This is a genomic window from Teichococcus aerofrigidensis (assembly GCF_054073225.1).
On record NZ_JBSXMU010000001.1, the window covers coordinates 129,999 to 147,299 of the forward strand.

The 17,301-nt window shown below is 71.6% G+C and carries 17 protein-coding genes; 5 read left to right on the forward strand and 12 right to left on the reverse strand.

What is annotated here, in order from left to right:
- On the reverse strand, window positions 1–738 hold the full coding sequence (locus ACVMLK_RS00645) for a prephenate dehydrogenase/arogenate dehydrogenase family protein (protein ID WP_457485315.1): 738 nt from the start codon (window positions 736–738) through the stop codon (window positions 1–3).
- 274 nt (window positions 739–1,012) lie between these two features.
- On the opposite strand from ACVMLK_RS00645, the gene ACVMLK_RS00650 reads away from it, so the two are divergent.
- Entirely contained in the window at window positions 1,013–2,005 is a 993-nt protein-coding gene (locus ACVMLK_RS00650; RefSeq protein WP_457485316.1) for a D-2-hydroxyacid dehydrogenase, read from the forward strand.
- Between the two features lie 99 nt (window positions 2,006–2,104).
- On the opposite strand, the gene gpt is transcribed toward ACVMLK_RS00650, so the two are convergent.
- Window positions 2,105–2,584 carry a xanthine phosphoribosyltransferase gene (gene gpt, locus ACVMLK_RS00655; RefSeq protein WP_198367986.1) on the reverse strand — a complete coding sequence of 160 codons (480 nt, stop codon included), beginning with the start codon at window positions 2,582–2,584 and terminating at the stop codon, window positions 2,105–2,107.
- Window positions 2,585–2,586: 2 nt separating this feature from the next.
- Window positions 2,587–2,928, reverse strand: a complete 342-nt coding sequence (locus ACVMLK_RS00660) for a tRNA-binding protein (protein WP_198367985.1) — start codon at window positions 2,926–2,928, stop codon at window positions 2,587–2,589.
- 132 nt (window positions 2,929–3,060) lie between these two features.
- Here ACVMLK_RS00660 and ggt point away from each other — a divergent pair, with 132 nt between their 5' ends.
- Entirely contained in the window at window positions 3,061–4,683 is a 1,623-nt protein-coding gene (ggt, locus tag ACVMLK_RS00665) for a gamma-glutamyltransferase (protein ID WP_457485317.1), read from the forward strand.
- A 62-nt stretch (window positions 4,684–4,745) separates the two neighbouring features.
- Complete coding sequence (locus ACVMLK_RS00670) at window positions 4,746–6,236, forward strand: amidase (protein ID WP_457485318.1); 1,491 nt, start codon at window positions 4,746–4,748, stop codon at window positions 6,234–6,236.
- 46 nt (window positions 6,237–6,282) lie between these two features.
- On the opposite strand, the gene ACVMLK_RS00675 is transcribed toward ACVMLK_RS00670, so the two are convergent.
- The 4 genes from ACVMLK_RS00675 to ACVMLK_RS00690 are packed head-to-tail and all read right to left on the reverse strand — an operon-like array spanning window position 6,283 to window position 10,785.
- Window positions 6,283–7,263, reverse strand: coding sequence for a Bug family tripartite tricarboxylate transporter substrate binding protein (locus ACVMLK_RS00675; protein ID WP_422923799.1), 981 nt, complete (start codon window positions 7,261–7,263; stop codon window positions 6,283–6,285).
- 40 nt (window positions 7,264–7,303) lie between these two features.
- On the reverse strand, window positions 7,304–8,023 hold the full coding sequence (locus ACVMLK_RS00680) for a ribonuclease activity regulator RraA (protein WP_422923801.1): 720 nt from the start codon (window positions 8,021–8,023) through the stop codon (window positions 7,304–7,306).
- A 34-nt stretch (window positions 8,024–8,057) separates the two neighbouring features.
- The gene (gene araD / locus ACVMLK_RS00685) at window positions 8,058–9,809 is read right to left on the reverse strand and encodes an L-arabinonate dehydratase (protein WP_457485319.1); all 1,752 of its coding nucleotides are present in this window, start codon (window positions 9,807–9,809) and stop codon (window positions 8,058–8,060) included.
- A 16-nt stretch (window positions 9,810–9,825) separates the two neighbouring features.
- On the reverse strand, window positions 9,826–10,785 hold the full coding sequence (locus ACVMLK_RS00690) for a 2-hydroxyacid dehydrogenase (RefSeq protein ID WP_422923805.1): 960 nt from the start codon (window positions 10,783–10,785) through the stop codon (window positions 9,826–9,828).
- A 175-nt stretch (window positions 10,786–10,960) separates the two neighbouring features.
- On the opposite strand from ACVMLK_RS00690, the gene ACVMLK_RS00695 reads away from it, so the two are divergent.
- Complete coding sequence (locus ACVMLK_RS00695; RefSeq protein WP_457485320.1) at window positions 10,961–11,692, forward strand: GntR family transcriptional regulator; 732 nt, start codon at window positions 10,961–10,963, stop codon at window positions 11,690–11,692.
- On the opposite strand, the gene ACVMLK_RS00700 is transcribed toward ACVMLK_RS00695, so the two are convergent.
- From ACVMLK_RS00700 to ACVMLK_RS00720, 5 genes are all read right to left on the reverse strand, one after another.
- The gene (locus ACVMLK_RS00700) at window positions 11,682–12,518 is read right to left on the reverse strand and encodes a VOC family protein (RefSeq protein ID WP_370592083.1); all 837 of its coding nucleotides are present in this window, start codon (window positions 12,516–12,518) and stop codon (window positions 11,682–11,684) included. The genes ACVMLK_RS00695 and ACVMLK_RS00700 overlap by 11 nt on opposite strands.
- Window positions 12,519–12,610: 92 nt before the next feature.
- Complete coding sequence (locus ACVMLK_RS00705; RefSeq protein WP_457485321.1) at window positions 12,611–14,338, reverse strand: ABC transporter ATP-binding protein/permease; 1,728 nt, start codon at window positions 14,336–14,338, stop codon at window positions 12,611–12,613.
- Window positions 14,339–14,379: 41 nt separating this feature from the next.
- On the reverse strand, window positions 14,380–14,652 hold the full coding sequence (locus tag ACVMLK_RS00710; protein ID WP_198367976.1) for a DUF3253 domain-containing protein: 273 nt from the start codon (window positions 14,650–14,652) through the stop codon (window positions 14,380–14,382).
- A gap of 32 nt (window positions 14,653–14,684) precedes the next feature.
- Complete coding sequence (locus ACVMLK_RS00715) at window positions 14,685–16,037, reverse strand: MFS transporter (RefSeq protein ID WP_198367975.1); 1,353 nt, start codon at window positions 16,035–16,037, stop codon at window positions 14,685–14,687.
- 97 nt (window positions 16,038–16,134) lie between these two features.
- Window positions 16,135–16,890 (reverse strand): DUF1194 domain-containing protein, encoded by a 756-nt coding sequence (locus ACVMLK_RS00720; protein ID WP_457485322.1) that lies wholly within the window; start codon window positions 16,888–16,890, stop codon window positions 16,135–16,137.
- 172 nt (window positions 16,891–17,062) lie between these two features.
- Between ACVMLK_RS00720 and ACVMLK_RS00725 the strand changes: the two genes are divergently transcribed.
- Entirely contained in the window at window positions 17,063–17,287 is a 225-nt protein-coding gene (locus tag ACVMLK_RS00725) for a hypothetical protein (RefSeq protein ID WP_198367973.1), read from the forward strand.
- Window positions 17,288–17,301: the final 14 nt, after the last annotated feature.

Below are 17,301 nucleotides of genomic sequence, written 5' to 3' on the forward strand. Positions count from 1 at the left end.
TCACGCGGCCAGGGTGTCCTCGCCCTGGCCCGCGGGCGCGCGCAGCAGCGCCTCGGCCCCGGCCAGCAGCCGCGCCTTCACCTCGGGCATGAAGGGGTTCTCCTCGGTGATGGTGCGGAACAGCGCCTCGCTGTCCTGCGAGACCATGCCGAGCGCGTCCATCAACCGATCGAAGCTGCGGGTCCGGTGTGGCAGTTCGGGCATGTCCAGCCCCTGTACCAGCCGGGCCAGCAGATGGGTCAGCCCCTGCACCCAGGCCATCTGCCGGTCATGCTCCTCGGCCGTCATCCAGACCACGGCGAGGCCGAGGCGGTGCAGCAGCCGCGCGGCGAGGCGGGCGGCGGCGCCGCCGGAGGGATCGACCACCACGCGCAGCCCGACGATCCCGTCCCGCGCGCTTTGCGGCCCGAAGAGGGGGTGCAACCCCAGGACGCGGACATGGCGCGGCAGCAGGGCGCGCAGCGTCGCCAGGGGGCGCGTCTTCAGCGAGCAGAGTTCGACCACCACGGCGCCCGGCCGCAGATGCGGCGCGATGGCACGGGCCGCCTCGGCCAGCCGGGCGACGGGAACGGCCAGCACCACGATATCCCGGCTCGCGGCCTCGGCCAGGGAGTCCGAGCCGGGCCAGGCGGGATCATGCCCGGCGACGGGGCCGAGACGTTCCAGATGCGGCCGGCAGAAGGCGCCGAAGGCACCGAGGCCGATCAGGCCGAAGCGGAGGCGGGGAAGGCGGGACATTGGCATCCTCGGCGGGCTGGCGCCGCCACCGGAAAGGCCAGGGGTCCGAAATGACACTGCCGCCCGGTGGGCGGCAGGGTGTCTCGTTCAAGGCAGGGACGACCGGGCCGCTCTCTATGCGGAGAGCCGGTAATAGGATCGCAGCGCGAGCGCGGCCGGGGTCATGGCCGCATCAAAGCCGCCGCGGGAAGGACCGTCAAGGGCAGGCGCGCCGGAGGCCTTCCGCCTGTGCAACGGCCTTGACGTGGCCGCCCGCCATGCGAGGCTTCGCGCCATGCGCATCCACGTCCAGAATCCCGCCGGCGAAACCCTGTTCCCGATCACGGAGGCGCAGTGGCGCCAGGCGCTGACCCGCCATCCGGACATGACCGGCCTGACCGTCAGCTTCGCCGATGACGATGCCGGCTTCGCCGCCGGCCTGGGCGAGGCGGACATCCTTCTCACCTGGGTTTCCGAGGTGGACCGGCGCCTGAAGGGCCAGCTGCCGCCGGAGCGCGCGCCCGGGCTGAAGGCGATCTTCTGCACCTCCGCCGGGGTGGACCGGCTGCTGCCGCTGGACTGGCTGCCGGCGCGGACGGCGCTGCTGAACAACCGCGGCACGCATGGGGCCAAGGCCGGTGAATACGGCATCATGGCCCTGCTGATGCTGGCCAACCATATCCCGACCTTCGCCCAGGCGCAGCAGCGGGGCGAGTGGCGCCCGCGCTTCGCCACCCTGCTGGCGGGGCGCACCGTCTGCGTCGTCGGCCTCGGCACGCTGGGCGGCGCCGTGGCGGGCTGGGCGAAGCGCTTCGGCATGACCGTAATCGGGGTCCGCAGCCGCGCGACGCCGCACGAGTCGTGCGACGAGGTCGTGGCGCAGGGCGATATGGACAGCGTGCTGCCGCGCGCCGACTACCTCGTGCTGGCCTGCCCGCTGACGCCCGAGACGCGCGGCCTGATGGATCGCCGCCGCCTCGCGCTGCTGCCCGCGGGCGCGCGGCTGGTGAATATCGGCCGTGGCGCGTTGTGGGACCAGGACGCGCTGTGCGACCTTCTGGAGAGCGGCCATCTCGGTGGGGCGGTGACCGACGTGGCCACGCCGGAACCCCTGCCGCCGGAGCACCGACTCTGGCGGACGCCCAACCTGCTGGTTACGCCGCATATGTCCTCGGACAATCCGGACACCTACAACGACATCAGCCTGGACATCCTGTTCGAGAACATCCGGGCGCATCGCGCCGGCCAGGGCTGGCCGAACCAGGTGCGGCCGGACCGCGGCTACTAGAGCATTTGTTTTTGCGGGCAGCTTCACCCGATCAGGCGCTTCCACCTGATCAGGATCTGCTCCGGGTGCCGCGCCGGGGACCGCCGGCCCCCGGTCGCCTCACTGCGGCGGGGCCGAGCGCGCGATCGGCGCCACGAATTGCGGCTCGGTGTCCCAGGGAAAGAGGATCCAGGTGTCCTGGCTGACCTCGGTGATGAAGGTATCGACCAGGGGATTGCCGGCCGGCTTGGCGTAGACCGTGGCGTAATGCGCCTTCGGCAGCAGCCCGCGCACGACCCTGAGGGTGGTGCCGGTGTCCACCAGATCGTCCAGCACCAGCCAACCCTCGCCATCCCCGGCGGCGGCGGGCGCCTTGGCCACCACCGGCTCGCCGCGCGTCTCCTCGTCGTAGGTGACGATGGAGACGCTCTCGATCAGCCGGCAGTCCAGCTCGCGCGCCACGATGGCGGCCGGGATCAGCCCGCCGCGCGTGATGGCGACGATACCCTTCCAGGGCCCCTTGGCGATGAGCCGCCAGGCCAGCGCCTTGCCGTCGCGGTGCAGCTGGTCCCAGGTGACGGTGTAGTAGCGCGGTGCCATGCTCAGAACATCCTGCCGCCGTTGGGCACGGCGATATCGGGCCTGAGCAGGACGACGGCGCCCTCGGTGTCAGGCAGGCCAAGGGTCAGCACCTGGCTCTCGAAGCCGGCGATGCGGCGGGGCGGGAAGTTCACCACGCAGAGCACCTGCCGGCCGATCAACTGGTCGGGCTTGTAATGCGCCGTGATCTGGGCCGAGGAACGGCGGAGGCCGAGCTCCGGGCCGAGATCGATCTCCAGCCGGTAGGCCGGCTTGCGCGCCCCCTCCAGGAGCTGCGCGTCGACCACCGTGCCGACACGGATGTCGAGGCGGTCGAAATCTTCGATCGTTGCGGTGGCTGCCATGGTCTCCGGATAGCGCGGCGGGCTGGGCGAGGGAAGTGGCAAGCCATCCCCCGCCGTGCCGGCGCGCAGGTGGTGGTGGCCGGCGGGGCGCGGTAAGCTGCTGTGCCTCAACGTCCGACGCGAAAGAGAACAATGCGCGACTACCCGACCCGCGATTTCCATGCCCCTGGCCGCAGCCCGGTCCTGGCGACCCATGGCATGGCGGCCACCTCCATGCCCGCGGCGACGCTGACGGCGATCGACATTCTCCGCCGCGGCGGCAACGCCATGGACGCCGCCATCGCCGCCGCCGCCGTGCTGGCGGTGATCGAGCCGCAGTCCACCGGCATCGGCGGCGACTGCTTCTGCCTGTATGCCCCGGCGGGCGGCGGCAAGGTCGTGGCCATGAACGGCTCCGGCCGCGCCCCGGCCGGCGCCACGCCGGAGAAGCTGCGCGCCGACGGCCTGACCGCCATGGTCAACACCTCGGCCCATTCGGTCACGGTGCCGGGGGCCGTCTCGGCCTGGGCCAAGCTCAACGCGGCGCACGGCCGGCTGTCGCTCGCCGAGATCCTGGAGCCGGCGGCGAAGCTCGCCGAGGAGGGCCACCCGGTGCACGCGCGCGTCGCCTCGGACTGGGAGGCGGCGGTGGGCAAGCTGGCGAAGCATCCGGCGGCCGCGCAGCACTTCCTGAAGGACGGCAAGCCCTTCCGCATCGGTGACATCTTCGCCCAGCCGGCGCTGGCCCGCACCCTCCGCGCCATCGGCCAGCAGGGCGCGAAGGCGTTCTACGAGGGCGAGGTCGCGGCCGACATGGTTGCGACCCTGCGCGCCGCCGGTGGCACCCACACCGAGGCCGACTTCGCCCGCGGCCTCGACGTCGCGGAGTTCGTCGAGCCGATTCAGACGCGCTGGCGTGGGCTCGACGTCTATCAGTGCCCGCCGAACGGTTCGGGCCTGCTGGTGCTGCAGATGCTCGGCGTGCTCGGTCAGTTCGAGACGCCCGAGCAGGGGCCGCTCTCCACCGAGCGCCTGCACCGCCACGTCGAGGCGGCGCGCCTCGCCTATCGCGACCGGGACGGCTTCCTGGCCGATCCCTCGCAGGTCGAGGTGCCGGTGGCGAAGCTGACCGGCGAGGACTACACCCGCAAGCTGCGCGCGCTGATCAGCGACGATGTCGCGATGCGCGAGCTGCCACCGGCCGGCATGGCGGAGATGCTGCCGAAGCACCGCGACACGGTCTATCTCTGCGTCGTCGATGTCGAGGGCAATGCCTGCTCCTTCATCAACTCGCTCTTCGAGAGCTTCGGCTCCGGCATCCTGGCCGAGAAGAGCGGCGTCATGCTGCAGAACCGCGGCTTCGGTTTCCGCCTGCAGGAGGGCCACCCGAACTGCATCGCGCCGAACAAGCGGCCGATGCACACCATCATCCCCGGCATGGTGATGGAGAACGGCCGCGCACTGATGCCCTATGGCGTCATGGGCGGGCATTTCCAGCCGATGGGCCAGACGCTTTTCCTCTCCAACCACTTCGAGTTCGGCCTCGACGTGCAGGCGGCGCTCGACCTGCCGCGGCTCTTCCCCTACCAGGGCAAGGTGCAGGTGGAGCGCGGCATCCCGGCCGCGGTGATCGACCGGCTGAACCGCATGGGTCACCAGTGCGAGTTCATCAACAAGCCGCATGGCGGCGGCCAGGCGATCCTGATCGATCACCGGCGCGGCGTGCTGATCGGCGGATCCGACCCGCGCAAGGATGGCTGCGCGCTCGGCTACTGAACTCCGGCGGGGCGCCCGGCGCGCCCCGCTTCCCGACCCGCTTTGCCCGAAGGACGTTCCGCGTGACCGAAGCCTGCGACCTCTCCGCCGTCACCGCCCGCCGCCTGATCGGCGAGAAGAAGCTCTCCCCCGTCGAACTGCTGGAATCCTGCATCGCCCGCATCGGCGCGGTGAACCATGCCGTGAACGCCATGGTGGCGATGGATGAGGACCGCGCGCGGCGCGAGGCCAAGGCGGCGGAGGCCGCGGTCATGCGGGGCGAGGCGCTCGGTCTGCTGCACGGCCTGCCGCTCGGCATCAAGGATCTCGACGATACCGAGGGGCTGGCCACCACCTTCGGCAGCCCGATCTTTCGCGACAACGTGCCGAAGCGCGATTCCACGATGGTGGCGGATCTGCGCCAGGCCGGCGGCATCGTCCTCGGCAAGACCAACACGCCGGAGTTCGGCGCCGGGGCCAATACCCGCAACGCCGTCTATGGCGCGACGGGCAATCCCTTCGACCCGGCCCGCTCGGCGGCCGGCTCCTCGGGCGGATCGGGCGTGGCGCTGGCCTGCGGCATGGTGCCGCTGGCCAGTGGCTCGGACACCGGCGGCTCCCTGCGCAATCCGGCGGCCTTCAACGGCATCGTCGGCTTCCGCCCGAGCCCCGGCGTGGTGCCGGCCGAGCGGCGGGCCCTGGGCTGGTCGGCCCTCTCGGTGCTCGGCCCGATGGCGCGCGACACCGGCGATCTGGCGCTGATGCTCTCCGCCATGGCGGCCGACCACGGCGTCGACCCGCTGGCCTACACGCTGCCCGACATCGACGTGCGGCGCGGCATGGCGCTGCATGAGGCGATCGACCTCTCGACGATCCGCGTCGCCGCCACGCCGGATTTCGGCTTCGCGCCGACGGAGCGGCATATCCGCGAGGTCTTCGCCGAGCGCGTGAAGGCGCTCGGCCCGCTCTTCGCGGGGGTCGAGGAGAAGCACCCGCAATGCGGCGGTTACGACGAGGCCTTCGCCATCCTGCGGGCCCTGAGCTTCCTGGCCGGACATGAGGAGAAGGTGCGCGCGCGCCCGCAGGATGTGGGCCCGAACGTGCGCGCCAATGTCGAGGAAGGCTGGGGCTACAGCGCCAGCGACGTGGCGCGCGCCTCGGTGTTGCAGACCCGGATCTACCGCGCCTGGCAGGCCTTCTTCGAGACCGGCGTGGATGTCATCCTCTCGCCGGCCATCACCCTCTCGCCGCGCCCGTGGAGCGAGCTCTATCCGGCCGAGATCGACGGCCAGCCGACCAAGAGCTACTTCCACTGGCTGGCCCTGGCCTATGCCGTGACCCTTCCGGCGCATCCGGCGATCAGCCTGCCGCTGGGCGTCGACCGCGCCGGCATGCCCTTCGGGCTGCAGATCGTCGGCGCGCGCGGGGCGGATGCGCAGGTCATCGCCGTGGCGGCGGCCATCGAGGCGGCCGTGAGCGGCGACGCCACCCTCGCGCGGCCGGTGCCCGATCTGGCGAAGCTGAAGGCGGCCCGGCCGATCCGCGAGATGCCGGGCTTCCTGAGCTTCGACTGAGGGGAGGGTGGGCGGGGCGCACGGCCCACCCTCAACCTCCGGAGGGTCAGGCGGCCTCGATGTTGCCGCGCCTCACCACATCGGTCCAGCGCGCGATCTCCTTGCGCTGGAACGCCTGGAACTCCTCCGGGCTGTTGCCCACGACGCTGAAGCCGATACGGTCCATCTGCTTCACGGTCTCGGGGTGCTTCAGCCCGGCGACGATGGCGGCATGCACGCGCTGGATCAGCGCCGGTTCCATCTTCGGCGGCCCGGCCATGGCCTGCCAGGAATAGACGACGAAGTCCTCGAGCCCGGCCTCCGCGGCGGTCGGGACGTCCGGCAGCAGCGGGTGCCGCTTCTCGGAGGTCACCAGGATCGGCTTGACCTGCCTGTCCTGGATGAAGGGCGTGATGAAGCCCAGGTTCTGGAAGGACAGCTGGACATTGCCGGCGATCAGGTCGGTCGTCGCGGGCGAGCCGCCGGCGTAGGGGATATGCGCGACATGGGTGCCGGTGAGCTGCTTGAACAGCTCCATGGTGAGATGATCGGACGAGCCGACGCCGCTGGTCGAGTAGGAATCCTGCGCCCCCGCGCGCTTCAGCCAGGCGATCAGGGCCTTCAGGTCGTTGGCCTGAACCTGCTTCGGATTGACCACCAGAACGTTCGGCGTGGTCACGGAGAGCGTCAGGTTGGTGAAATCCGTCTCCGGATCGTAGCCGAGCTTGGGCCGCAGCGCCTTATTGATGGCGAAGGTGCTGATCGGCGCTGCCAGCAGCGTGTGGCCATCCGGCGTGGCGCGGGCAAGCTGCCGCGCGCCAACCTCTCCGGCCGCGCCCGGGCGGTTCTCCACCACGACCGGCTGGCCCAGCGCCTCGGTCATGCGCTGCGCCACGGCCCGGCCGATGATGTCGGAGGAGCCGCCGGGGGCGAAAGGCACGATCATGGTGGTGGGCCGGTTCGGCCAGGCCTGGGCGTGAGCCTGGCGGCCCAGGATCAGGGCCGGCAGCGCGAGCGAGCCGGCCCGCAGCAGGGTGCGACGGTGCATTCTTCTTGATCTCCTCGGACGTGGAAGCGGGAGGCGGCGGCTAGCGCCCCTTCTCCTTCCTCCAGGCGGCGAAATCGGCGAGCGACTGCTCGTCGGTCGGCGGATAGAGGCCGAGGATGGAGCGGCCGCCGCGCACTTGCTCGGTGACGAAGTCCTCGAAGGCCGTCATCTCCGTCGCTTCCTGGGCAAGCTCGTCGGCCAGCTCGGCGGGGATGACGATGACGCCGTCATTGTCGCCGACGATGACATCGCCCGGGAAGACCGGCGCGTCGCCGCAGCCGATCGGCACGTTGATGTCGATCGCCTGGTGCAGCGTCAGATTGGTCGGCGCCGAGGGGCGGGTGTGGAAGGCCGGCATCTCGAGCGAGGCGATCTCGGCGCTGTCGCGGAAGCCGCCATCGGTGACGACGCCGGCGACGCCGCGCTTCATCAGCCGCGTCACCAGGATGCCGCCGGCCGAGGCGGCGCGCGGGTCCTTGCGACTGTCCATCACCATCACGGCGCCGGGCGGGCACTCCTCCACCGCCTTGCGCTGCGGGTGGGCGCGGTCGCGGAAGACGTCGATCCTGTTGAGATCCTCGCGCGCCGGCATGTAGCGGAGGGTGAAGGCCTCGCCCACCATGCTCTCCGCCATCGGGCGCAGCGGCTGCACCCCCTGGATCATCTGGTTGCGCAGCCCGCGCTTGAACAGCGCCGTGGCCAGGGTCGCGGTGCTGACCTGCTTCAGCTTGTCGCGGGTCTCGGGCTTGAGTTTGCTCATCGTTGGTTGCTCCGGGCGAAAGGGGGCGTCGCGGTCAGAAGATCGCCGGCTCGGGGACCGGCGGGCCGAACTCGGTCTTCAGGAAGTCGAAGTCGCAGCCCTCGTCGGCCTGGCGGATATGCTTCGAGAACATCCAGCCATAGCCGCGGCCGTAGCGCTCCGGCGGCGGCACCCATTCGGCGCGGCGGCGGGCCAGTTCCTCGTCCGGGACCCGCATGTTGATGCTGCGCGCATCGACATCCACCTCGACGATGTCGCCGGTGCGGAGCAGCGCGAGCGGGCCGCCGATATAGGATTCGGGCGCGACATGCAGCACGCAGGCGCCATAGCTGGTGCCGGACATGCGCGCGTCCGACAGGCGCAGCATGTCGCGCAGCCCCATCTTCAGCAGCTTCTTCGGCATCGGCAGCATGCCCCATTCCGGCATGCCGGGGCCGCCCTGCGGGCCGGCGTTGCGCAGCACCATCACCGTATCGGGCGTGAAGGGGAAGCTCTCGTCCTCCACCGCCTTCTTCATCGAGGGATAGTCGTCGAAGACCACCGCCGGCCCGGAATGCTTCAGGAACTTCTGGTCCATCGCGGCCGGCTTGATGACGCAGCCGGAGGGAGCGAGGTTGCCCTTCAGCACCGCCAGAGACCCCTCGCCATAGATCGGATTGGCGGTGCCGCGGATGACATCGTCGTTGTAGACGCGCGCGCCCTCGATGTTCTCGCCGAGGCTGCGGCCGGTCACGGTCAGGCAGTCGAGATGCAGGTGCTCGCGGATATTGTCCATCAGCGCCCTGATGCCGCCGGCATAGAAGAAGTCCTCCATCAGGTAGGCATTGCCGGAGGGGCGCACATTGCCGATGACCGGAACCTTGCGGCTGAAGCGCTCGAAGTCGTCGAGGCCGATCTCCTGGCCGGCGCGGCGCGCCATGGCGATCAGGTGGATGATGGCGTTGGTCGAGCAGCCCATGGCCATGGCGACGGCGATGGCGTTCTCGAAGGCCTCCCGCGTCTGGATCCTCTGCGGCGTCAGGTCCTCCCAGACCATCTCGACGATGCGCCGCCCGCTCTCGCTGGCCAGGCGGATATGCCCGGCGTCGGCGGCGGGGACGGAGGAGCCGCCCGGCAGCACCATGCCCACCGCCTCGGCGATGGCGGTCATGGTCGAGGCGGTGCCCATGGTCATGCAGGTGCCATAGCTGCGGGCGATGCCGCCCTCGACGCCCAGCCAGTCCTGGTCGGTGATCTTGCCGGCGCGCAGCTCGTCCCAGTACTTCCAGGAATCCGAGCCCGAGCCCAGCACCTTGCCCTGCCAGTTGCCGCGCAGCATCGGGCCGGCCGGCAGGAAGATCGCCGGGATGTTCATGCTGGTGGCGCCCAGCAGCAGGGCGGGGGTCGACTTGTCGCAGCCGCCCATCAGCACCACGCCGTCGACGGGGTGCGAGCGCAGCAGCTCCTCCGTCTCCATGGCCAGCATGTTGCGGTAGAGCATGGTGGTCGGCTTGACGAAGCTCTCGGAAACCGAGATGGCCGGCAGCTCGACCGGGAAGCCGCCAGCCATCAGGATGCCGCGCTTCACGTCATCGACGCGGGTCTTGAAGTGCGCGTGGCAGGGCTGCAGGTCGGACCAGGTGTTGACGATGGCGATGACCGGCTTGCCGGTCCATTCCTCGGGCGCGTAGCCCATCTGCATGGCGCGGGAGCGGTGGCCGAAGCTGCGCAGGTCGGCCGGGCCGAACCAGCGGCGGCTGCGGAACTCCTCGACGGTTTTGACGCGGGGCAGGGGAGACTGGCTCATGGGTTGGATCCCGGCTTCAGACAGGGTCGATCGGGGCGCGGCCGGCGGTGACAGCGGCGATGTTGTCGAGGGCGCGGAAGCCCATGGCGTCGCGTGTCTCGATCGTGGCGCTGGCCACATGGGGCGCCAGCAGGACATTGGGCAACTCGGCGAAGCGCGTGTCGTAGTCGGGTTCGCTGCGGAACACGTCGAGCCCGGCGGCGAAGAGCTGGCCGCTCGTCAGGGCCTCCAGCAGCGCCTCCTCATCGACCAGCGAGCCGCGCGCGGTGTTGACGAAGACGGCGCCGCGGGGAAGCAGGGCGAAGGTCTCGCGCGTCATGATCGTTCCACTGGGGGCGCCGCCCGGCAGGTGCAGCGACAGGATCTGGCAATGCGGCAGCATCTCCCGCAGGTCGGCGAAGTACCGCGCGCCCTGCTCCAGTTCCGGGGGGAGGCGGTTGCGGTTGTGGTAGAGCACCGTCATGCCGAAGCCGCGCGCGCGCTGGGCCATGGCGCGGCCGATGCGCCCCATGCCGACGATGCCCAGCGCCTTGCCCGAGGGCTTCACTCCGAGCATGTCGGGCAGGCCCAGCTTCTTGCGCCAGCCGGCCCGCATGAGGGCGTCGTATTCATGCGCCCGGCGGCAGGCGCCGAGCAGCAGCATGAAGGCGAGATCGGCGGTGCAGTCGGTCAACACGTCCGGCGTGTTGGTGACCAGGATGCCACGCGCCTTGGCCGCCGCGGCGTCCATGTGGTCGTAGCCGACGCTGCTGTTGGCGATCAGCCGGACATGATCGGGCAGTTGCGCGATGGCGGCGGCGTCCAGCTTCGAGGTGCCGCCGATGAGGATGGCCTCGGCGCGGTGCGCCGCCGCCGCAGCGATGGTTTCCGCGGCGTCCATGTCGTGCTCGGCCATCAGGGCGTCGAAGTCCTGGCGGGCACGGGCGGCGGCGGCTTCGGTGATACGGCGGGCGACGACGATGCGGGGCAGGGGCATGGCGGACTCCTCGGCGCAGGGCAGGGGTGCCAGTGGGCCCGCGAGACCGTCCTGACGTCCATCCCCCAATGATCGGCCCTTGGCAGCAGGGCCTTGCCGTTCCTGATACCGGACATCAGCTTGTCAGGCAAGCAGCCGATATTTCGGATTTCGGTAAAGAACGATATAAAGGGCCATGGACCAGAACGCGCCTCTGCCGATCGCCGCCCTGCAACCCTTCGGCCGGCCGCCCTCGGCGGGAGAGTTCGCCTACCGCGCACTCCGCGAGGCGATCCTGGTCCTCACCCTGGCGCCCGGCGCGGTGCTGTCGCGCGCCGCCCTCGCCGCGCAGCTCGGCCTCAGCCAGACCCCGGTGCGCGAGGCGCTGATGCGGCTGCAGGCCGAGGGGCTGGTGGAGGTGGTGCCCAGCGCCTCGACGCGGGTGGCGCGGATCGATCTCGCCAGCGCCCGCGAGGCCCTCTTCCTGCGCCGCGCGATCGAGCTGGAGACGGTCCGGCACCTGGCGGAGGCTCCCCCGGCCGGACTGCGGGCCGGCCTGCAGGAGCATCTGCGGGAGCAGCGGAGGCTGCTCGAGGGGGGCGATCACGATGCCTTCGCGGCCGCCGACGACGCCTTCCATGCCGAGCTGCATGCCGCCGCCGGCGTCGCGGGGCTCTGGGATCTGGCGCAGGCCCGGAGCGGCCACCTGCGCCGGCTGCGCCGCCTCCATCTGCCGGCTCCGGGGAAGGCCGCCGCGATCCTCGCGGAGCACGAGGCGCTGGCCGACGCGATCCTGGCGGGGCGGGTGGAGGCGGCGGTGGCCGGCCTGCGCCGCCACCTCTCGGACACGCTGGGCCGGATCGCGGAGATCCAGGCCCGGCATGCCGGCTATTTCACCGAGGCCAGCGAGGCGCCCCTCAGCCGCTGAAGCTGAGCGCCAGGCCGCCGGTCTCCGCGGCGGGCAGCAACAGGCGGCCTTCCTTCTCACGGGGCCGGAAGCCGGACCGCCGCAGCAGGTCGCGGCTGTCCTCGAGGCGGGCGCTGCGCAGGCCGAGGGCCACCATGCGTTCCCGGCCGTCCGATGGCAGCCGGGGCAGGGCCCGGCCCCAGCGGGCCCGCGCGGCCTCCGGTGTCAGGATCAACACCCGCGCCCCCGCCGCGGCGATCGCCACGCCGCCGGGGATCTCGGCCACGGCCTTGCCGAACAGCGCGCGGTAGGGCGCCGCCGTCCGTGCCGGCTCGCCGCTGGTCACGCCGAACTCGGCCACGCCGGTCACGGCGTTGTCGTGGCGCTGCCATTCCTGCCGCCAGACCAGCTCGGGCGTGTGGTGGTGGCAGAAGAAGACGCGGCCGCCCAGGCTGGCCCCGGCCGCGAGGTGGGTGACGCGGAAGCGCGCTTCCCGCGCGCCGCCGCCGGGCAGCGCGACGGGGCGCGCGAAGTCGCGGGACTCGCCGACCGGCACGCCGGCCTCGGCGATCCGCCTGGCGAAGTCCTCCGTCGGCAGCGGCTTGAAGACCAGACCGCCGAGGCCATCGGGCATCTGCCAGGGCGGCGCGGCGCCCTGCAGCCGGGCCGGCTCGTGGCCGAGCAGTTCCAGATAGTCCGTGCCGAAGACCGCCAGGTGGTTGCTGGAGCCGAGGCTGTGGTGCCCGCGTTCGGTGAGCGTGAAGCCCAGGCGGCGATAGGTCTCGGCCGCCTCGTCCAGACGGTCCCCGACGGAGACGACCACATGATCGATGACAGGCGTCAGCACGGCACTCAAGGCGAGGCTCCTTCGCGCGGCAGGCGCCCCAGCTATGGACGGCTTTTCCGGTGCCGCGAAGCCCCCTCCGGCGATGCCCGGCGTCAAACCGGGCGCAGCACGCCCTCCTCCAGGCGCAACACGCGGTCGTGATGCCGCGCGACGGCGGGGCGATGCGCGATGGACAGGATCCCCGTCTCCGGCAGTTCCCGCCGCAACAGGGCGTAGAGCGCCTCCTCCGCCTCGGGGTCGAGGCTGGCCGTGGCCTCGTCGAGGAACAGCCAGCGCGGGCGCAGCAGCAGGGCGCGGGCGATCGCCAGGCGCTGCTGCTCGCCGCCCGAGAGCCGCTTGTCCCAGGTCTCGGCTTCGTCCAGCCGGGGCAGCAGCCGCCCCAGCCCGACCTGCTCCAGCACCGCGCGCAGCCGCGCCTCCGGCACTTCCGCCGGGTCGCGCGGATAGGTCACGGCGGCGCGCAGCGTGCCGAGCGGCAGGTAGGGCCGCTGCGGCAGGAACAGCGCCTCGCCGGACGGGGTGGCGATCTCGCCCGAACCGAAGGGCCAGATGCCGGACAGCGCGCGGAACACGGTGGACTTGCCGCTGCCCGAGGCGCCGGTGATCAGCACCGCCTCGCCCGGCCGCACCGAGAGCCGTGCCTGCCGCGTCAGGCTGCGGCCATCGGGGAGATGGATGTCGAGCTGCTCGGCGCGCAGCTCCGGCCCCGGCGTCGCCACGCGGCGCGGCCCTTCCCCGGCGGCGGCGTGGGCGAGGGCGATGGCCCGGCTGAAGCCGGTCAGCCGCTCCACCGTGGCGCGCCATCCGGTCAGCTGGCCGTAGTTGTTGATCGCCCAGGAGAGCGAGCCCTGCACCTCCTGGAAGGCCGAGGAGGTCTGGATCAGCCCGCCGAGGTCGAGGCGCCCGGCGAAGAAGGCCGGGGCGGCGACGAGGATGGGAAAGACGATGGCGACCTGCGTGAAGCCGGCGGTGAAGAAGGTGAGGTGCTTGGTGACGCGCATGATGCCCCACCAGTTCTCCAGCACCGCGTGGAAATGCGCCAGCAGCCCCTGCCGCTCCCGCGCCTCGCCGCCCTGGAGGGCGATGCCCTCCATGTTCTCGCGGAAGCGCACCAGGGCGAAGCGCAGATCCGCCTCGACCCGCTGCTGCAGGAAGTTCAGCCGGATCAGCCGTCGCCCCACCAGATGGGCCAGCCAGGTGCCGATGACGGAATAGAGCAGCGCCACCCAAACCATGTAGCCGGGGATGCTGACGCCCAGGATCTCCATCGACCCCGACAGGCTCCAGAGCACGAAGACGAAGGAGACCAGCGTCACCACCGCGTTCATCAGGCCGAGGCCGAGGCTCAGCGTGTCATCGACAAAGAGGCGGGTGTCCTCGGCGATGCGCTGGTCGGGATTGTCGGTGCCGCGATCGGTCAGGGCGATGCGGTAATAGGCGCGGTGCTCCAGCCAGCCCTCGATCAGCTTCTCGGTCATCCAGCGGCGCCAGCGGATCTGCAGGGCCATCTGCAGGTAGAGCGCATAGACCGCGACCAGGATGTACAGCGGGGCGATCACCGCGAATCCCGGCATGAAGCCGCCGGCGCCGCGGTGGCCGAGGAGCAGCAGGGCGCCGAAGGCCTCGGCGTCCCGGGCCTCCAGCACGTTGTAGAACTGGCGGTTCCAGAAGGTGAGCAGCACGCCCATGCCGACCAGCGCCAGGTTCAGCGCGACGACGACGGCCAGCAGCAGGCGCGCCCGCCAGCGTTCCTCGCTGCTCCAGTAGGGCCGGGCGAGGGCCCAGGCGTCGCGCAGGAAGGGGAAGCGGGGGATGGCCATCGGCGGGGGCCTTCTTCGCGCGGCAGGGGATGGGGGCGGCGTCAGCCGGGGAGCGCGCGCAGGCGGATGACGCCGCGCACCGCCTCGGGCGGTACCGGCTTGCCCTTGCGCAGGATCTCGATGCGCCCCGCCTCGGCCAGCGCGATGGCGGCGCGCCGCACCGGCCCCATCAGGCCGCGCCACGCCTCGCCCGGCGCCAGGGCGCGGGCGACCTCGCTGGGACAGACGGATTTCTCCAGCCCGCGCGCCGTCGTCTGGCGCAGGATCTCGGCCGCCAGGAGTTCGGGAGAAGGCTGCGGGGTATCAGAGGACATGGGCAGGGATCCGTTGCAGAGGCGGGAGGGGTTCAGCCGGCGCGCAGGCGGCTGAAGCTGATCAGGGCCGCGGCCGCGGCGATGCCGCCGGCCACGGTGAGCGCCGTGCCGGTGCCGTCGGTGCCCGAGAGGCGCAGCACCAGCGCCGCCAGCGCGGCGCCGGTGGTCTGCCCGATCAGGCGCGAGGTCGAGAGCATGCCGCTGGCGCCGCCGCTGCGCTCGCGCGGGGCGGAGGAGAGCAGGGCGCGGTTGTTCGGGCTCTGGAACAGGCCGAAGCCGAGGCCGCAGAGGGCCATCCGCCAGCCGATGTCGAGCGCGGTCGGCGCGGGCGGCAGCCCGGCCAGCAGGAACAGGCCGCAGGCCATCACGGCCAGCCCGATGCCGCCGAGAAGGCCGGCGGAGATGCGGTCCGACAGGCGTCCGGCGAGGGGGGAGATGATGACCAGCATGACCGGCCAGGGCGTCATCAGCAGCCCCGTCTCGACCTGGTTCCGCCCCAGCCCGTGCTGCAGGAAGAAGGGCAGGGCGACGAAGGCCAGCATCTGCGCCGCGAAGGAACTGATCGAGGTCAGGACGGACAGGGCGAAGATGGGGATTCGCAGCAGGTCCACGGGCAGCAGCGGCGCCGGCCGCCCCGCCTGCCGCCGGACCAGCAGGAAGCCGGCCAGGATGCCGCCGCCCAGCAGCGGCAGCGCGGACAGCCAGCCGCCGCCGCGCGTCCCCTGTTCCACCCCGGTCATGAAGAGGCCGAAGGTGGCGGCGCTGAGCAGGGCGCTGGCGGCATCGAAGCGCCGGCTGGCCCGCGGCGTCTGCGGCAGGAAGCGCCAGGCCAGCGCCAGGGCGACCAGCCCGATGGGGATGTTCACCGCGAAGATCCAGGGCCAGTGCGCCACGCTCAGGATGCCGGCCGCGACCGTCGGCCCGAGCGCCGAGGACAGCGCGACCACCAGCCCGTTGACCCCCATGCCCTGGCCGAGCAGGCGCTGCGGATAGATGAAGCGCACCAGCGCGGTGTTGACGCTCATCAACCCAGCGGCGCCGAGCCCCTGGGCCGCGCGGGCGATGGTCAGCCCGGTCAGCGACTCCGACAGGGCGCAGGCGCAGGAGGCGCCGATGAACAGCACCAGGCCGGCGCGATAGACCCGCTGGTAGCCGAGCAGCTCGCCCAGGGAGGCCAGCGGCAGCAGGGACATGACCACGGCGATCTGGTAGGCGTTCACCACGAGGATGGCATCGGCGGGCGCCACCCCGAGGTCGGCGGCGATCGCGGGAAGGGCCACGTTGGCGATGGAACTGTCCATCACCGAGAGGGCGATCGAGGCCGCCAGCGCCAGCACCGCCCAGAACCGCTCCGGCTGCGGCAGCCCGTCCGTGTCCCGCTCCATTCCGCCCCTGAGTCCCTTGTCGTCCAGGCGGAAAACTGCGCCGGGGCACGGCGGCGCGCCAGGGGGGGTGAGGGCAGGGCAGCCATCCGCCGCCGCGTCAGGCGGTGGCGCGCTCCACCAGGGGGGCCGGCGCCGGGCGGGCGGCGATCTCGCGGATGATCTTGCGCCGGACGGCGCCCTCGAAGGCCTGGAAGCCCTCGGCCACCATCAGGAAGGCGCCGGGCCCGCCGATCACCTGGTCGCGGTAGTACTCGTCCAGCGGCGGCTGCAGCGCGGCGAACTGCGGCGAGGGCGGGGTGTGGTCCAGCACCGCCAGGCCGTTGAGCACGATGCCCTTCCGCAGGGCCTCGGCACGCGCCAGATCGAGCGGGCGGCCCGAGTTGTTGACGCCGTCGCCGGAGATGTCGACCACCTGCCGGGTGCCCTCATAGCCCTGACCGAAGAGACCGGAGGCGTAGTCGATGGCGGCGGAGATCGAGGTGTAGAGGTGGGTCCGCCGGGGCGCGGCCTCGATGGCGCGGGCGAAGTCCTCCGCGCTGGCCGGGCCGTCGATCCGCCGCCAGGGCACCAGCAGCTCCTGCACGTTCCAGTCGGACCAAGTGAAGAAGCAGACGGCGATGGCGCCGATCGCGCCATGGGCGATGCCGTCGATCAGGCGGGCGTCGCGGAAGGCCCGGGCATAGCCCTGGAACTGAATCTCCTGCTCCTCGCTGTCCATCGACCGGCTGACATCGACGGCCAGGACCAGCTCGACATCCACCGGCTCCGCCGCGCGGGCACGGCCGCCGGGGAGAAGGGCCGGGGCGGCCAGCAGCCCGGCCGAGACGTGACACAGGAGACTTCGTCGTCGCATGGGAACCTCCGCTTGCGGAGCCGCGGACGGGTTCCTCCCTTTTCAACTCTATGACGAAGCGGATTGTGCATTGCAACAAAAACTGGCGCATCGCAGGGAGTGGGGACGCCTTGGCAACTTCACGGGCCCTGCCCCTCTTCTCCCTTCGAGACGAAGAAGGAGAGGGCATGCCATGACCGCGCCGGCCGACACCGCCCCTGACGCCCTGCGGGCGCAGATCCCCATTCCGCCGAGCGATCCGCCCAGCCCGGTGCCGCCCATGCCGCCGGAGCCTCCCGGCCCGGACCTGCCGGAGCCGCCCATCCAGGACCCGCCGGGCCCCGACGAACCGACGCCCGACGCGCCGGACATCCCCCCGGTGGGCGATCCTCCGCTGGAGCCGCCGATCCGGGTCTGACCTCCCGCGCGCAC

Coding starts and splice junctions, on each gene's coding strand:
- ACVMLK_RS00645 (WP_457485315.1), bottom strand. CDS start 738: ATGTCCCGCCTTCCCCGCCTCCGCTTCGGCCTGATCGGCCTCGGTGCC.
- ACVMLK_RS00650 (WP_457485316.1), top strand. CDS start 1,013: ATGCGCATCCACGTCCAGAATCCCGCCGGCGAAACCCTGTTCCCGATC.
- gpt (WP_198367986.1), bottom strand. CDS start 2,584: ATGGCACCGCGCTACTACACCGTCACCTGGGACCAGCTGCACCGCGAC.
- ACVMLK_RS00660 (WP_198367985.1), bottom strand. CDS start 2,928: ATGGCAGCCACCGCAACGATCGAAGATTTCGACCGCCTCGACATCCGT.
- ggt (WP_457485317.1), top strand. CDS start 3,061: ATGCGCGACTACCCGACCCGCGATTTCCATGCCCCTGGCCGCAGCCCG.
- ACVMLK_RS00675 (WP_422923799.1), bottom strand. CDS start 7,263: ATGCACCGTCGCACCCTGCTGCGGGCCGGCTCGCTCGCGCTGCCGGCC.
- ACVMLK_RS00680 (WP_422923801.1), bottom strand. CDS start 8,023: ATGAGCAAACTCAAGCCCGAGACCCGCGACAAGCTGAAGCAGGTCAGC.
- araD (WP_457485319.1), bottom strand. CDS start 9,809: ATGAGCCAGTCTCCCCTGCCCCGCGTCAAAACCGTCGAGGAGTTCCGC.
- ACVMLK_RS00690 (WP_422923805.1), bottom strand. CDS start 10,785: ATGCCCCTGCCCCGCATCGTCGTCGCCCGCCGTATCACCGAAGCCGCC.
- ACVMLK_RS00695 (WP_457485320.1), top strand. CDS start 10,961: ATGGACCAGAACGCGCCTCTGCCGATCGCCGCCCTGCAACCCTTCGGC.
- ACVMLK_RS00705 (WP_457485321.1), bottom strand. CDS start 14,338: ATGGCCATCCCCCGCTTCCCCTTCCTGCGCGACGCCTGGGCCCTCGCC.
- ACVMLK_RS00710 (WP_198367976.1), bottom strand. CDS start 14,652: ATGTCCTCTGATACCCCGCAGCCTTCTCCCGAACTCCTGGCGGCCGAG.
- ACVMLK_RS00715 (WP_198367975.1), bottom strand. CDS start 16,037: ATGGAGCGGGACACGGACGGGCTGCCGCAGCCGGAGCGGTTCTGGGCG.
- ACVMLK_RS00720 (WP_457485322.1), bottom strand. CDS start 16,890: ATGCGACGACGAAGTCTCCTGTGTCACGTCTCGGCCGGGCTGCTGGCC.
- ACVMLK_RS00725 (WP_198367973.1), top strand. CDS start 17,063: ATGACCGCGCCGGCCGACACCGCCCCTGACGCCCTGCGGGCGCAGATC.